Genomic DNA, 14,155 nt, shown 5'->3' with positions numbered 1-14,155 from the left:
TGTCCGGCGTAACACCGGCGCTCGGCGCATCGGCGCACGTCAGCCCGGTTCGAGCGCCGTCAGGCGAGACCCAGGCGCTCCGCCGCTGCCGCGGAGTCCACCGGCACGGTGACCGGCTGCGGGGCACCGGCGACGGCCCAGTCGGGGTCCTTCAGCCCGTTGCCGGTGACGGTGCAGACGATCCGCTGCCCCGGGTCGACCTTGCCCTGCTCCGCGGCCTTCAGCAGACCGGCGACGGACGCGGCGGACGCCGGCTCGACGAAGACGCCCTCCTGGGACGCCAACAGCCGGTAGGCGCGCAGGATCTCACGGTCCGTCACCTCGTCGATGGAACCGCCGGACTCGTCCCGCGCGGCGAGCGCGTACTGCCACGAGGCCGGGTTGCCGATGCGGATGGCGGTGGCGATGGTCGAGGGGTCCTTGACGACCTCGCCGCGCACGATCGGGGCGCTGCCGGAGGCCTGGAAGCCCCACATCCGCGGCTTCCGGGTCGCCACGCCGTCGGCGGCGTACTCCGTGTAGCCCTTCCAATAGGCCGTGATGTTGCCCGCGTTGCCGACCGGCAGGACGTGGATGTCGGGCGCGTCGCCGAGCATGTCCACGATCTCGAAAGCGGCCGTCTTCTGACCCTCGATACGCACCGGGTTGACCGAATTGACCAGGGCGACGGGGTAGTTGTCGCTCAGGCCGCGCGCGAGGGTGAGGCAGTCGTCGAAGTTGCCGTCGACCTGGAGGATCTTCGCGCCGTGCACGAGGGCCTGGCCCATCTTGCCGAGCGCGATCTTGCCCGTCGGCACGAGCACGGCGCACACCATCCCGGCCCGCACGGCGTAGGCGGCGGCGGAGGCCGACGTGTTGCCGGTGGAGGCGCAGATGACGGCCTTCGCGCCCTCCTCCTTGGCCCGGGTGATGGCCATGGTCATGCCCCGGTCCTTGAAGGAACCGGTCGGGTTCGCGCCCTCCACCTTGAGGTGGACCTCGCAGCCCGTGCGCTCGGAGAGCACCTGCGCGGGCACGAGCGGCGTGCCGCCCTCGCGCAGCGTCACGACCGGCGTGGTGTCGGATACCGGCAGCCGGTCCCGGTACTCCTCGATGATTCCGCGCCACTGGTGGGTCATTGCTGGTTACTCTCCTTCAACCCGCATGATGCTGGCGACACCACGCACGGTGTCGAGCTTGCGCAACGCCTCGACGGTCCCGGTGAGGGCGGCGTCGGACGCGCGGTGCGTGACGACGACGAGGGAGGCCTCGCCGTCCTTCCCCGACTGGCGAACCGTATCGATCGAGACTCCGTGCTCGGCGAAGACGGTCGCCACCTGGGCGAGAACACCCGGTTTGTCAGCCACGTCGAGGCTGATGTGGTACCGCGTGACGACGTCGCCCATCGGGGACACCGGCAGCGCGGCGTAGGCGGACTCGCCCGGTCCGGTCGCGCCGCCGATCCGGTTGCGGCACACCGCGACGAGGTCGCCGAGCACGGCGGAGGCGGTCGGGGCACCCCCTGCTCCGGGGCCGTAGAACATGAGCTGCCCGGCGGCGTCGGACTCGACGAACACGGCGTTGTAGGCGCCGCGGACGGAGGCCAGCGGGTGGCTCAGCGGGATCATGGCCGGGTGCACGCGCGCGGTGACGGACGCCCCGTCCTCGGCCCGCTCGCAGATGGCGAGCAGTTTGATGGTGCAGCCCATCTCCTTCGCGGAGGCGAAGTCGGCCGCGGTCACCTCGGTCATGCCCTCGCGGTAGACGTCGTCGAGGCGCACCCGCGTGTGGAAGGCGATACCGGCGAGGATCGCGGCTTTGGCCGCGGCGTCGAAGCCCTCGACGTCGGCGGTCGGATCGGCCTCCGCGTACCCCAGGGCGGTGGCCTCGTCGAGGGCCTCCTGGTAGCCGGCGCCGGTGGAGTCCATCTTGTCGAGGATGAAGTTCGTCGTGCCGTTGACGATCCCCATCACCCGGTTGATCTTGTCGCCGGCGAGGGACTCGCGCACCGGCCGGATCAGCGGGATGGCACCGGCGACGGCGGCCTCGTAGTAGAGGTCCCTGCCGTACTGCTCGGCGACGGCGTGCAGGGCGGCCCCGTCCTGGGCGAGCAGCGCCTTGTTGGCGGAGACGACGGAGGCGCCGTGCTCGAAGGCGGTGGTGATGAGGCTGCGCGCGGGCTCGATGCCGCCGATGACCTCGACCACGACGTCGATGTCGCCGCGCTTGACCAGGGCGGTGGCGTCGGTGGTGACCAGCTCGGGGGCGATGCCCTCACGCACCCGGTCCGGCCGCCGAACGGCCACGCCCGCGAGCTCCACCGGGGCCCCGATCCGGGCCGTGAGGTCGTCGGCGTGCGTCGTCATGATGCGCGCCACCTCTGAGCCGACCACTCCACAGCCCAGCAGCGCCACCTTCAGCGGACGCGTACGCATCATCCGACCTCGTTTCCTCTTTACCGTCTACGGTGGAACCAGTCTCACTCACCGGACGGGAGTTTCTGCCCCCGGTCCGGATCGTGAGATGTCTATTTCATTTTCACGGAGGCGAAAGACAGGAGATCTTCCGCCGCCCGCTTGCTTCGGCTTTCGGCCTTTTGTCGTTCAGCCGACGTCGAGACGCAGCAGGTCCTCCTCGGTCTCGCGACGGACGATCACCCGAGCCTCACCGCCGTCGACGGCGACGACCGGCGGGCGCAGCACATGGTTGTAGTTGCTGGCCATGGACCGGCAGTACGCGCCGGTGGCCGGTACGGCGAGGAGGTCGCCCGGTGCCACGTCGGACGGCAGGAACGCGTCCTTGACCACGATGTCCCCGCTCTCGCAGTGCTTGCCCACGACCCGGGCGAGCATCGGCTCGGCGTCGGAGGTGCGGGAGACCAGGGCGACGCTGTACTCGGCGTCGTACAGCGCGGTGCGGATGTTGTCCGACATGCCGCCGTCGACGGAGACGTAGGTCCGCAGCCCGTCGAGGGGCTTGATGGTGCCGACCTCGTAGAGCGTGAAGGCGGTCGGGCCGACGATGGCCCGCCCCGGCTCGACGGAGATACGAGGAGTGCGCAGCTTGGCGGCATCGCACTCCCGGGTGACGATCTCGCTCAGCGCCTTGGCGATCTCGTGCGGCTCACGGGGGTCGTCGTCGCTGGTGTACGCGATGCCGAGGCCGCCGCCGAGGTCGATCTCGGGCAGCTCGACACCGTGCTCGTCACGGACGGCCTTCAGCAGCGAGACGACCCGGTGCGCGGCGACCTCGAACCCGGACATGTCGAAGATCTGCGACCCGATGTGGCTGTGGATGCCGACCAGCTCGAGACCGTCGAGTTGCAGGGCCCGGCGCACGGCCTCCGCGGCCTGCCCGCCGGCCAGCGGGATGCCGAACTTCTGGTCCTCGTGGGCCGTGGCGATGAACTCGTGGGTGTGGGCCTCGACGCCGACGGTGATGCGGATGAGGACCTTCTGCCGCTTGCCCATGCCCTGCGCGATGTGCGCGACGCGGACGATCTCCTGGAAGGAGTCGAGGACGATGTGCCCGACTCCGGCCTCGATCGCACGGGTGATCTCGTCGACCGACTTGTTGTTGCCGTGGAAGGCGATGCGGTCGGCGGGCATGCCGGCGGACAGGGCGGTGGCCAGCTCGCCGCCGGAGCAGACGTCGACGTTCAGCCCCTCCTCGTGGAGCCAGCGCACGACGGCGCGGGACAGGAACGCCTTGCCCGCGTAGAAGACGTCGGCGTCGGCCCCGAAGGCGGTGCGCCAGGCCCGCGCCCGGGCCCGGAAGTCGGCCTCGTCGAGGATGTACGCGGGGGTGCCGTACTCCTCGGCGAGCCGGGTGACGGGGATGCCTCCGACGGTCACGACCCCGTCCTCGTCACGCGTCACGGTCTGGGCCCACACCTTGGGGTCCAGCGCGTTGAGGTCGGCGGGCGGGGCGGAGTAGTGGCCCTCGGGAAGGACATCGGCGTGACGGGGCCCGGCGGGGTGTGCGGAACGGCTCATGATCTGTTCGTGTCTCTCAGAGATGGTCGGGAGCGTCGATGCCGAGCAGGGACAGGCCGCCGGCCAGCACCGTCCCGGCGGCTTCGGCGAGCGCGAGCCGGGCACGGTGGGCGGCCGAGGGTTTCTCCTCACCGAGGGGCAGCACGGCGGGGAGCAGGGGCATCGCGGCATCGGCGACGGTGACGAGGTGCCGGGCCAGGCGGTCGGGGGTGTGCTGCGCGGCGGTGGCGGCGACGACGCGGGGGTGGTCGCCGAGTACGGCGGTCAGCGCGTCCGCTTCGCTCACGGGACCGGGCTCGGGGTGGAAGCCGAGGTCGGCGGCGTTGCGCAGGAGAGCCCGGGTGCGGGCGTGGACGTACCGGACGCGGAAGAGAGGGTTGCCCTCCCGCTGGACGAGGTGGTCGCCGGGGATCCGGGGCCGGTCGTGGGCGGCGGGGTGCAGCAGCGCCCAGCGTCCGGCGTCCCGGCCGAGCGGCAGCGGGTCGGCCGGGGCGGGCACGGGGCGGACGGTGACGTGCCGGTCGGCTGTGCGCGGCCCCCGGGCGGTGACGTCCGCCCCGAGGACGGACTCCCACTCCCGGGCGGGCCGGCCCTCGCACTCGACATGGGCGACGTCACCCTGGCTGCGCAGCACGCGGGCCAGGGCGTCCGCGACCACGACGGCACGCACCTCGGCCGGGCACGAGAGGCGGACGACGCTCCCGACGGTCCCGGTCGTCGCGTGCCCGTACCGCCGCCCGCGCCGCAGGATCTCCTCGACGAGCCCGGCGGAGGCGGTGCCGCGCAGGCTGACGTTGAGGAAGCCGGGTCCGGTGACCACGACGTCGGCGAACCGCTGCTCGTCGAGAAGCCGCGCCCGCAGCACCTCGGCCACGTCACGCGGCGGCCGCCCGGCCGCGCGGGCCAGCTGGAGGGCGATGTTGGTGGCGTAGTCGCCGCAGCCCCCGGGCCCCGGTGGAGCGACCACGGCCCGCTCCGGAACGGTCACGCTGAGCTCACCCTCGTCGACAGCGCGGCGCACGGCGTGCAGCACGGTGCGGGAGAGCTCGGCGGGGGTCACGGGACAAGCGTATGGGAGGAAGGGGGTGGGTATGCGAGCCGGTTTCCGTACGGTCCGGGATGTGGACGCGGCGCCTGTTCAGCGCTGCGCCCGAGTCACCCGCCTACGGCACGGCGGGCAGATCCACTTCCTTGGCCTGCTCCTCGGCTGCCCTCGCGTGATCCTCCGCGTGATCGTTCGCCCGGGCGCCACCGCGCTGCCGGCCCTCACTCATGGCCCGCTCGACCAACTGCCGGACCATACGGACCAGTTCGGCGGGCTCGAAGGGCTTGGCGAGGAAGGCGTCGACGCCGGCTTCGAGTCCGGCCTCGACCTCGTGATCCCCGCAGGCGCTGACGATGGCGAGGGGCAGGTCGCGGGTGCGCGGATCGGCCCGGAGGCGAGCGGCCGTCCGGATCCCGTCCAGACGGGGCATGACGACATCGAGGGTCACGACATCGGGCCGCACCTGATGCACGACATCAAGACACTCGGCACCATCGGCCGCGGTCACGACCTCCAGCCCCTCCAGCTCGAGGTTGACCCTGATCAACTGCCGGATGACCTTGTTGTCGTCCACAACAAGCACCCGGCCCGACGCGCCTGGCACAACTCGAGAGTAGGTCGGCCCCCGCCACCGCGTCCGGGTTTTCCCCACTTCCACCCCGCACGAGCGACCGACACCCCCGCCCCCGACAGCCAAAACCCGTTCATGACCACCCCGAGGGAGCTGGTAGTGTTCTACCCGTCGCCGCGAGCAACGCGACGAACACGCCCCCGTAGCTCAGGGGATAGAGCAACGGCCTCCGGAGCCGTGTGCGCAGGTTCGAATCCTGCCGGGGGCACCTTGCATGAGGTGCCCAAAGACCCCGCCATCAGCGCTTTCGCTGGGACGGGGTCTTCGCGTATGTGCAGGCGTGTGCCGCTCGGAGCGGCCGTATGCCGGGGTCTGTGGACGAGGCGTGGACGGGATCTTGAAGCGTTGCCCCAGGTGAGTCGTACTGTCCACGGTCTTCAAGTTCGGTGCGACAGTGACACGTCGGGCAGGAGCCTGACGTGTCAGATGCGTGCGCTTGGATGAGCGGGTGACCGTTCATGACGTTGCTCGACACCTGCCTGAGATAACAGTCCTCCGTGAGCACTGCCGTTCCATGGCCGTCCTGGAGGCAGTCCTGAGCCCTGAGTGGGAGAGCCGCCACCACTCGTTCGACGACCACTGGTCCGAGACGGAGTCGATGGCCTCGATGCGGAACGGATCGGGCGACGAATACTCCGTTGTTTTCTCACCCGCCGGCGTCTACGTGCGGGGATTCGATCATGAATCGCCCATGAGCCCCTATGCGGAAGACGGCCCATGGCCCGGAGTGCTCGACGAGGTCCCTGAGGTCTTCCGGCCGTATGTCGAGGAGCCGGCGTTCTCGGACGAAGACGCGATGCCCATCGTCACGGCCTGTATCTGGCGGGAGACAGCCGACGACCGCTGGAAGGCGGGAGCGATCGATTTTCCCGATTCGGCAACGGAGGATCCGGACGGTGCCAGATACCTCTTCCAGCGGTTGGTGGATCGCTCGCCGGAAACGTTTCAACGATGGGCCGAGGACTACTACGAAATCCCGGTCGATCTGGAGGCCGTTCGTCACGTCTTCTCTTCTCGCCCGCTGACCGAGGAAGTCGTCCGCGCGTTGAACCCGAAAATCGTCCTAGCGGATCTCTCGGAGGACATCGCCGAGATCGGCTACCCGACGAGCTGAAACTCCTCAGCGGACGCGGCAGCGGTGGGTGCGCGCGGCCAGCTCGGCGGCGGCGCGGCTGTCGTAGTCGGTGGAGAAGCCGCAGCGCGGAGCCGTGCAGGCGGCGGAGTGCTTCTCGCGGCCCCGGCCGTCGTAGTAGGTGCCGACCTGGACGGGGCCGATGCGGAGGACGTGGCGGAAACGGCGGTTGGCGGACATCAGGGCATCTCCTTGTGGGTCTCGCCGGTGAAATCGGTGACGTGGTCGGCCAGCCAGCGCAAGATCTCGTCGCCCTCGTAGCTGTCGGCGGCGAGGATCACCGGTTCGGCTATCAGCACGGCTTCGGTCCGACGGTTCTGTCGGGTCAGCTCGGCGGCGCGCTTCAGCGCGCGGAGCGTGGACGGGCGCAAGGGAGTAACTGATCGTTTCAGAATGACTCCGGCCGATAGCAGCAATCCTGTTGGCACTTGTACAGCTGAGTTGGCACCTTGGCCCATGGCCTTGTGCGGGCGGCTTGGTCCGGACCGGTCGGAACGTAGGAGTGGATGGATGGGCGTGGATGCGGAGCGGGAGTGCTGGGAGCTGCGGTCGGGAACCGGTGTGGGTCCGTTGCAGTTCGGGATGTCTCCAGCCGAGGTCGCCCAGGCGCTTTTGGTCCCTGGACCGCAGGAACGGGCTGGCGGTCCGTTTGCGCAGGAGGACTTCCCGGCTGGGATGAAAGCGTTCTACGACGCGGGCAAGCTCGCCTGTGTTGCTCTGGATGCGGTCACCGGTCCGCAGGTCTTCCTGTCTGGCTTCCCGCTGGCGGGAAGCGATCAGGAGCAGGGCCGGCAGTTCCTGCTGGACCACGCTGCGGAGCATGGGAACTGTCTGCTCTACACGCCTGATGACTCGCTTTCCCTGACTGATCTGGGGGTTCTTCTGCGCTCGCAGCAGGTCGGGGCAGCGCGCCTGACCCGTCCGCTCTTCGTGAAGGAGGAGTGGTTGGAGTCGGAGTACTTCCGAGACCACCTTCCGCTGGAGGGCACCTCAGGCTGAGCGCTCGATCTGGCTAACTGACGCCAGACTCTGCGTGCAAGTCGCGATGAGATGCCGCAGGTCTTGTCCTCGACGATCTCGGTCGGCAAGGTGTCCGAGTGCGTGCTGATCTTGTTCCGGACGACCTGTGGGAGCGGGTGGCCCCGTTGCTGCCACCCCCTCCCGAACGACACCACCTGCATCCCGGGCGGTTGCGTGTTCCTGACCAACAACACTCGCCGGGACAGCAGGACCGAACTGGACCAGCGCAGGGTGAAGACCCGCGACGAGATCAGTCGACTGGTCAGAGCGTCCAAGCGCCATCTCTGATGCGCCTGCCAACGCGCCTACACGTACGGTCAGTCCGTCACAGCCGGGCTCCGGGCGGGCCGCACCACAAGCGCACCAGATGAGGCGGGGAACAGCGGGGAATCACGGTGAAAGCCGTCCAGAAGATGCGGCAGCCAGGGCGTCTCCCCAGGTCATTGCCCGGACAGGCCTCGGATGATCGCATGCTTCCCAAGCTGATGGTCCAACAGCTCAGTACGGCCGCGGAGCCTCGTCTCGTTCAACGCAGCCTCGTACCGTGCCAACAGAGCATCCAGGCCCGCGAGAAGAAGGCCGGCAAAGTCCCAACAATAAGAGCGCGAGCTGATAAGGCTTATTCATAGGGGCCGAGGAATCGAGAGCCGTTCAGGTGGATCAGGTGGTCAGGCGCGTCAGCCACCCAGGCCTCAGTCTCCCATGCGAGGTCGGCCAGCCATTTACGCATCGTGGCACGGTCCGGGAAGCAGTTCACGAACACCAGCCCTGCCTTGTCCGTCGCGAAGAGGTTTTTCAGGTGCTCACGCCGTCCGAAGTCGATCGGTCCGTGAGAAGTCACGGCCTCCATCAGGAAAAGCCAACTTCGCTGCTCGTCGTAGACCACGAGGTCCGGGTTCTTGCCGTGCTCGTCGAAAGCCAGCCCGAGACGTGCGAAGACGTCGTCTTGGCGGATGTCGTAGCGGTGGTCCTTGGCGTCCCCCAGGTAGAGCACCTGTCCGCCGGGGGCGAAGCGAGGGCAGAACTCCTCGACCATGTTCCGGATCAGGGGGTTCTGGCCACCGGGAGAGAGACGGAACAGTGAGCCATCGGGCAGCGTGACCGGGAGCATCTGCATCTCGCGGGTGGCCTTGTAAGCGGCCTGCTGGGTGGGAGCTCCGGCTACCCAGGCGTCGAGGGCATCTTGGAATCCCCGAGTGCCGAAGAGACGCACTACGGACAGAGCAGCCGGAGCGATCCGGTAATTGTTCTTGGAGGAGTTGACCGCGCGCCCTTCGGGAGCATCGGAGTTGTGCTCAGCGAACCCCGCGTCGACGAACTGATGGAGCGTCTGCTTGCGGAAGGTCTCGCGCGTGTTCGGGGCGTACTCCTTCCCCCACTTCTCCGCGATGACGCCCATGACTTCCGTGACGCCTAGACGCGGGTTGGTCGCCCTGTCCCACGGCTCGCCGGGCTCCAGGCCGAGCAGCACGAGGGCCGTCAGGGCAGACCTGCTATTGCAGCGGACCTTGTCGAAGCCGAAGGCTTGCAGGAGGGTGCTGGCGTTGTCGACGGATGCTCGTAAAGCGCTAATCACTCTATTGAGCCTACGACACCGGGGAACAAGTCAGCCACGAGGGCATCGAGTTTCGACTGCTCCGGGAGCCATTCCGGCGCGTTCTGTGCCAAACGCACCAGGTCGTCACGTGAGGGGAAGGGGAGCGTCCTGACGTCCCCAGCATTGACCTGGGTGTGCCCGGAGAAGGTGCGGAAGATCGCGTCGAGCGTCGAGGAGTTCAGCCAGAGCATCAGCCCGTGCGCGAGCTGAGGGTCGAGAGGCCCCTTCTTCTCGTGCAGGTAGTTGGTCTTGTTGTCCAGGGCAACCGGGCCCTCGTGCTTCCAAACGCCCGCGACCACGCGCCGCTTTTCCTCCTTCGCGGAGAAGCGCTTGATGACGACGTAGTGCCCTTCGGGCAGGAGCAGTTTGCGGGCAGCCTCGGTGCTGGGAGAGAAGCCCTGCGGCTTCTTTGCGGGGCGCTGTGGCCACTCGATCTCTCCGCCGCGAACGTTGGCCTGATAGACCATCGGCACGACACCGTCGGCGCCGAGGTCTTCGGTCAAGTGCTCGCGGTTGCGAAAGTCGACGACCTTGCCCGTGCTGACGCCCAGGCCCAGGTCGGCCAAGGTGAATGAGACGGCCGGCGGCACGACAGCGGAATCATCGAAGCGGACAAACCGCTCGCGGTCCCCGGGCAGGACTACGGCGTCGAACGGGACGGTGCGGCGGAGCGGGGCGTCGTCGTGCGCAATCGACGCCGACAGGACAACCTGTGGCTGCTGGTCGCCCCGTGTGCCAACCACGATGACGTTTTCCTGGAGGACGCCGGTGTCGGCGAACACTGTGTTGCGGCTCTCGAAGACGTGTAGGAGGTCGAGGCAGGTGCGATCGAGTACCCACTGACGAAAGGCGCGATGGTAGGTGCCGTTGGCCCACGAGCGGGGAACGATGATTGCGATCTGGCCGCCGGGGGCGAGGGCTGCTGTCGCCCTGGCCCAGAAGGCTGTGTAGATGTTGCTGGTATCAACCAGATGCTGCGCAATGCGCGTACGGTGCAGGCTGCCTGCAGCGAGCTTTCCATAGGGCGGGTTGGCGACGACAAGGTCGAACGGCCCGTCGATGAGTGCGTCATCGTCGGTGAGGTAGTCGCCCTGCACAAGGTCGAAAGTGGTGCCGTAGGTGTCCCTGCATTCCTTGAGCGTGGTTCGCAGGTAGGGCACGACCTGTGGGTCGGTCTCCACAGCAACGACGTGAACGTCCACGCCGGGGCGCTCTTCGTGCAGTCGGGCCACCAGTGCGGCGGTCAGCGAGCCGACCCCGGCGCCGGGGTCCAGAACACGCACAGTGTTACTCAGCGCGTCCAGGCGAGGCATTGAGGCGATCAGGGCGGCGGCTGGTGCAGGGGTGAAGAACTGCCCCAGTGCGGCCTGGGTCGCAGGGGCAAGGACACTGAGCGCCTCCACCCGTCGTGCCTCGGTGTTCTCGATCAGTTTCACGGCGGTGATTCTCTCACGGGGCGCCCCCTCACGAAGTCGTTGGGGGAAATCTATGCGGCGTCACTGGACGGACCCGAGCTCGATCGGACGGCTGATGACCTGCGGCAGCTTCTGAGCCGCGGGGGCAGTTCACCAACCTGCGAGCCAGGATTGCCTGTAGCTGCTGCTGACCTGTCTGTGAAATTGCGAGGTTGAGGCCGTGCCCTGATAGCAACCGACACAATGAACTACTGCGGCCGTGCATCACTCAAGTCAGCGCCGATACAGGACAGGAAAGCCATCGCGTTGCACGGATTCCAAATCGTAAGGAAATTGGTTCTTCATATAAGCAGGAAACTCTGTGAAGGGGCGAAACATATCGGTCTTGAAGTAAGCAGCATCTCTCGTTTCGCGTGGACGTCTTCGGACAGATTCGCAGTGCTGAAGCATGTCCCACGGCCGGGCGAACCACAACCCCACTCCTACATACCGTTCTGTCGGTGCGTGCGCTCGACCGATGACCTGGGCGTGGACCAAGAAAATTGGGGCGTTCAACACTGCTGCGGCTGCCGTTATGTCATCGCAGTCGGTTGTGTCGAGTTGAAACTGAGACATGGGACTCCCTATGCCGCCTCCAGCAAGTGCACTGCGGCCGCTTTTCAGTTCGATCCCCAGCGCGGCCTTACCTGACACGTAATTGGCCACAAAATCGGCTATCGCCACCCGATCCGCGTCTGACCGCTGCCCCCGAGGGCGCAACTCAACCGGATCAATTTCCCGAAGTGACAACTCCGGCGTCTCCCGGAATTTGGCCGCCCACTCCGATTCAACAAATTTGGCGGATGCAATGCCCCGCCCGATCGACCGCACGACACGATCACAGGTACCGCAAAGAAACCACTGTGAGAGGCGCACTTCTCGGAATTCATTACAATGGCCGCAGTATCCGTCGATCTGCTCCCTCGAAACCCACTCCGGTCTCCGATCGCCGAAGGCGCGGTGGGCGTAAGCGTCTCTACACGAGTTACACAAGAAGTAGGCCCGTAGTTCGGCGTCTCGGGCAACCTCTGAATGGCGGGCACATTCATACGCCGCGTATGGGTCGGCAGCTAGAGATAGTCCTGCCTCCTCCAGCACCGAGACGATGTGCGATATGGTGCTCGGTCCGATCCCGGGCAACAACCGAAGCTGGCGCTCGTTCAGCGCAAGCAGCTGCTCAACATTGACGACCTCGACCCCCAGCAACTTCTTCTCGACTGCGCGCGCAAATGGCACCTCTGAACCGTGGAACTCCACGGCCCCCCCTCCATGTTGACCCGACCGGGCGATCAACCTAACAGGGAGCATGCACTGAGGCGTCAGGGGTTGTGGACTATCTGTGGACAGGAAGGCGACTCCGGGGCCCTGGAACCGCCGTGACCAGGGTGAACGCAGATAGCCGAAGCGCCCTCCGGAGCCGTGTGCGCAGGTTCGAATCCTGCCGGGGGCACTCCGGATCAAGGCGCTGAACTGTAGAAATGCAGATCAGCGCCTTCCTTGTGCCTGGCAGAACTGCATGGGCCCAGCTTTGCCGTGTCGCCCGACGCCCTGGAACGCTGATCTGGGGACGCCAAGGCCCGCGGCGGCCCCTGGGGGCTGTCCGCCTACGTGGCCGTCGCCGTGGCCCGTCAGATCGGACGCGGCAATCTGAACGAGCTCATCCAGGCTGCTGAGGCCCAACACGGGCCCGTCGCGGACGAGGAGATCCAGACTTTCCGCGACCAGCTCCACAAGGCCGACGCGGACGCTGGTTGGACGGCCACAAGCAAGCTGTCGACGGAATGGTCAGCGCCACGGCCCTCGCCGCTCCCGGCCCGGTCTCCGACCAGCATCCTGTCCTGATGCAGCGTCAGCCTCGTCGTACTGCGAGGATGGGCTGGGCGTCCTGGCGTTGGCCGTTCGCCCCCTGTGGGGTCTTGCTCCGCGGCCGTCCCAGCCGGCGGACGGGGCGACGTCACGCGGGGGCGCCGAGAGGCGGGTGCTCCAGTACGCGGGGCCTGTACTCGACCAGTTGGATGCGGCCGTCGAAGGTGCGGTGCTCGGTCATCTCGAGGGCAACGTCCGGATAGCCGTCGTAGATGCGTTCCTCGCCCGTGGCTCCGGTGATCACCGGGAACATCACGACCCGGAAGCGGTCGACGAGTCCGGCGCGCAGCAGGGAACGGCACAGGCTGAGGCTGCCGATCGTGCTGAGCAGCCCCGAGCCGTTCGACTTCATGGCGCGGACCGCCTCGACAGCGTCGTCGCGGACGAGTGTGGAGTTGGCCCACGTCAGTGGCTCCTCCAGTGAGGAGGAGAACACCACCTTGGACGCCTGTGTGAGTTCGTCGACGGATGCCTCTTCTTCGGGCCGGAACTCGTCTTGGCCCTTCGGGACCTCGCCTGCGGCGAAGCCCGACATCAGACGGTAGGTGTTCGCTCCCATCAGGTAGGTGGCCGCGGGCTGCTCGCCGAGCCATGCGAGGTACTCCGGGCCCTCGAGGCCCCAGAACCCGGGCCATCCCTCTCCCGATGCGTAGCCGTCGAGGGAGGTGATGAAGTCGACGAGAAGCTCCGACATGGCGGTGTCCTTTCCGAGAGTGTCACGAGCTTGGACCGGCCCGGAGCCACAAACTCATCGGCCGCGCCGTGGTTTGACGAGAGTTCCCCGGCTCGCGCCTTCTCGCCGTTGTGTCTCACATGCCCGGCGGCCTCTCGAACGGGACGAACACGTCGTCCTTTCTCATCGCGCACAGGGCCCAGATGATGAAGCCCGAGACGGTGATCATGACGACCGACCAGACCGGGTAGTACGGCAGCGACAGGAAGTGGGCGATGATGACCAGGCCGGCGATGGCGACGCCCAGGACGCGGGCCCATGTCGACCCCATGAACAGGCCGAAGCTGACAACGAAGGCGATCACGCCCAGGGTGAGGTGGATCCAGCCCCAGGCCGTGAGGTCGAACGCGAAGACGTAGTTCCGCGTCGAGACGAAGATGTCGTCCGCGGCGATCTCCGCGATGCCGCGCATGACGTCGAGAATGCCGCCGATCATGAGCATGATGGCGGCGAAGACGGTCACACCGGTGGCCCATTCCCGCATCGACGTGCGGGCGCTGTCCGGGTGTGTGGTGGTCATGCCGGCTCCCTCGCTTCCCCTGTCGCCCCCCACCGCCAACGTCCTGCCGTTCTCAGCCTGCTCGCGGCGGGACGCGGGCTGCCTCACCCGGGGAGGGTGAAGCACGCGAAGGAACAGGGCACCACTTTCGCCCCATACGCACCATTGTTCTACCGTGGAGAGGAACGACGCTGCTCATCCCCT

14 protein-coding genes, 1 tRNA gene and 2 pseudogenes are annotated in these 14,155 nt (G+C 67.3%); 5 read left to right on the top strand and 12 right to left on the bottom strand.

Features of this window, described 5'->3' with window-relative positions; all coding sequences use genetic code 11:
* Positions 1–59: 59 nt before the first annotated feature.
* The 5 genes from thrC to AB0E85_RS21940 form a co-directional block, all read right to left on the bottom strand.
* The gene (gene thrC, locus AB0E85_RS21960; RefSeq protein WP_361929667.1) at positions 60–1,118 is read right to left on the bottom strand and encodes a threonine synthase; all 1,059 of its coding nucleotides are present in this window, start codon (positions 1,116–1,118) and stop codon (positions 60–62) included.
* Positions 1,119–1,124: 6 nt separating this feature from the next.
* Positions 1,125–2,417, bottom strand: coding sequence for a homoserine dehydrogenase (locus AB0E85_RS21955; RefSeq protein WP_361929665.1), 1,293 nt, complete (start codon positions 2,415–2,417; stop codon positions 1,125–1,127).
* 165 nt (positions 2,418–2,582) lie between these two features.
* Positions 2,583–3,974 carry a diaminopimelate decarboxylase gene (gene lysA / locus AB0E85_RS21950; protein ID WP_361929663.1) on the bottom strand — a complete coding sequence of 464 codons (1,392 nt, stop codon included), beginning with the start codon at positions 3,972–3,974 and terminating at the stop codon, positions 2,583–2,585.
* Positions 3,975–3,990: 16 nt separating this feature from the next.
* Positions 3,991–5,034 carry an ArgS-related anticodon-binding protein NrtL gene (nrtL, locus tag AB0E85_RS21945; protein ID WP_361929660.1) on the bottom strand — a complete coding sequence of 348 codons (1,044 nt, stop codon included), beginning with the start codon at positions 5,032–5,034 and terminating at the stop codon, positions 3,991–3,993.
* 103 nt (positions 5,035–5,137) lie between these two features.
* The gene (locus tag AB0E85_RS21940; RefSeq protein WP_361929657.1) at positions 5,138–5,671 is read right to left on the bottom strand and encodes a response regulator; all 534 of its coding nucleotides are present in this window, start codon (positions 5,669–5,671) and stop codon (positions 5,138–5,140) included.
* 115 nt (positions 5,672–5,786) lie between these two features.
* Between AB0E85_RS21940 and AB0E85_RS21935 the strand changes: the two genes are divergently transcribed.
* Positions 5,787–5,858: transfer RNA gene (locus AB0E85_RS21935), tRNA-Arg, on the top strand.
* 240 nt (positions 5,859–6,098) lie between these two features.
* Positions 6,099–6,764 (top strand): hypothetical protein, encoded by a 666-nt coding sequence (locus tag AB0E85_RS21930; protein ID WP_361929654.1) that lies wholly within the window; start codon positions 6,099–6,101, stop codon positions 6,762–6,764.
* 6 nt (positions 6,765–6,770) lie between these two features.
* On the opposite strand, the gene AB0E85_RS21925 is transcribed toward AB0E85_RS21930, so the two are convergent.
* Together AB0E85_RS21925 and AB0E85_RS21920 are read right to left on the bottom strand one after the other, a co-directional pair.
* On the bottom strand, positions 6,771–6,962 hold the full coding sequence (locus AB0E85_RS21925) for a mobile element transfer protein (RefSeq protein WP_361929652.1): 192 nt from the start codon (positions 6,960–6,962) through the stop codon (positions 6,771–6,773).
* Positions 6,962–7,153, bottom strand: a complete 192-nt coding sequence (locus AB0E85_RS21920) for a hypothetical protein (RefSeq protein WP_361929649.1) — start codon at positions 7,151–7,153, stop codon at positions 6,962–6,964. The genes AB0E85_RS21925 and AB0E85_RS21920 overlap by 1 nt, the downstream gene beginning before the upstream one ends.
* A gap of 139 nt (positions 7,154–7,292) precedes the next feature.
* On the opposite strand from AB0E85_RS21920, the gene AB0E85_RS21915 reads away from it, so the two are divergent.
* Positions 7,293–7,781 carry a hypothetical protein gene (locus AB0E85_RS21915; protein WP_361929646.1) on the top strand — a complete coding sequence of 163 codons (489 nt, stop codon included), beginning with the start codon at positions 7,293–7,295 and terminating at the stop codon, positions 7,779–7,781.
* A 98-nt stretch (positions 7,782–7,879) separates the two neighbouring features.
* Positions 7,880–8,004 (top strand): annotated as a pseudogene (locus AB0E85_RS21910) (IS5/IS1182 family transposase); the annotation flags it as partial.
* Positions 8,005–8,421: 417 nt separating this feature from the next.
* Here AB0E85_RS21910 and AB0E85_RS21905 read toward each other — a convergent pair.
* The 3 genes from AB0E85_RS21905 to AB0E85_RS21895 form a co-directional block, all read right to left on the bottom strand.
* Positions 8,422–9,378 carry a BsuBI/PstI family type II restriction endonuclease gene (locus AB0E85_RS21905; protein WP_361929639.1) on the bottom strand — a complete coding sequence of 319 codons (957 nt, stop codon included), beginning with the start codon at positions 9,376–9,378 and terminating at the stop codon, positions 8,422–8,424.
* Entirely contained in the window at positions 9,375–10,835 is a 1,461-nt protein-coding gene (locus tag AB0E85_RS21900) for an N-6 DNA methylase (RefSeq protein WP_361929636.1), read from the bottom strand. Before AB0E85_RS21900 ends, AB0E85_RS21905 begins: the two co-directional genes overlap by 4 nt.
* Before the next feature lie 252 nt (positions 10,836–11,087).
* Complete coding sequence (locus AB0E85_RS21895) at positions 11,088–12,110, bottom strand: hypothetical protein (RefSeq protein WP_361929634.1); 1,023 nt, start codon at positions 12,108–12,110, stop codon at positions 11,088–11,090.
* Positions 12,111–12,422: 312 nt separating this feature from the next.
* On the opposite strand from AB0E85_RS21895, the pseudogene AB0E85_RS21890 reads away from it, so the two are divergent.
* Positions 12,423–12,590 (top strand): annotated as a pseudogene (locus AB0E85_RS21890) (CopG family transcriptional regulator); the annotation flags it as partial.
* Positions 12,591–12,807: 217 nt separating this feature from the next.
* On the opposite strand, the gene AB0E85_RS21885 reads toward AB0E85_RS21890, so the two are convergent.
* Positions 12,808–13,413: a dihydrofolate reductase family protein gene (locus tag AB0E85_RS21885; protein ID WP_361929631.1), complete on the bottom strand. Its 606-nt coding sequence runs from the start codon at positions 13,411–13,413 to the stop codon at positions 12,808–12,810.
* Between the two features lie 115 nt (positions 13,414–13,528).
* Positions 13,529–13,972: a hypothetical protein gene (locus AB0E85_RS21880; RefSeq protein WP_361929628.1), complete on the bottom strand. Its 444-nt coding sequence runs from the start codon at positions 13,970–13,972 to the stop codon at positions 13,529–13,531.
* Positions 13,973–14,155 lie beyond the last annotated feature (183 nt).

The organism is Streptomyces sp. NPDC029044, assembly GCF_040637495.1.
Taxonomy (GTDB): domain Bacteria; phylum Actinomycetota; class Actinomycetes; order Streptomycetales; family Streptomycetaceae; genus Streptomyces.
The sequence above is the reverse complement of the archived record's forward strand: the minus strand, read 5'-3'. Positions and strand labels throughout refer to the sequence as shown.

Bases quoted from the DNA above. Each gene is read 5' to 3' on its own strand.
- thrC (WP_361929667.1), bottom strand. From the start codon at position 1,118: ATGACCCACCAGTGGCGCGGAATCATCGAGGAGTACCGGGACCGGCTG.
- AB0E85_RS21955 (WP_361929665.1), bottom strand. From the start codon at position 2,417: ATGATGCGTACGCGTCCGCTGAAGGTGGCGCTGCTGGGCTGTGGAGTG.
- lysA (WP_361929663.1), bottom strand. From the start codon at position 3,974: ATGAGCCGTTCCGCACACCCCGCCGGGCCCCGTCACGCCGATGTCCTT.
- AB0E85_RS21925 (WP_361929652.1), bottom strand. From the start codon at position 6,962: ATGTCCGCCAACCGCCGTTTCCGCCACGTCCTCCGCATCGGCCCCGTC.
- AB0E85_RS21915 (WP_361929646.1), top strand. From the start codon at position 7,293: ATGGGCGTGGATGCGGAGCGGGAGTGCTGGGAGCTGCGGTCGGGAACC.
- AB0E85_RS21885 (WP_361929631.1), bottom strand. From the start codon at position 13,413: ATGTCGGAGCTTCTCGTCGACTTCATCACCTCCCTCGACGGCTACGCA.
- AB0E85_RS21880 (WP_361929628.1), bottom strand. From the start codon at position 13,972: ATGACCACCACACACCCGGACAGCGCCCGCACGTCGATGCGGGAATGG.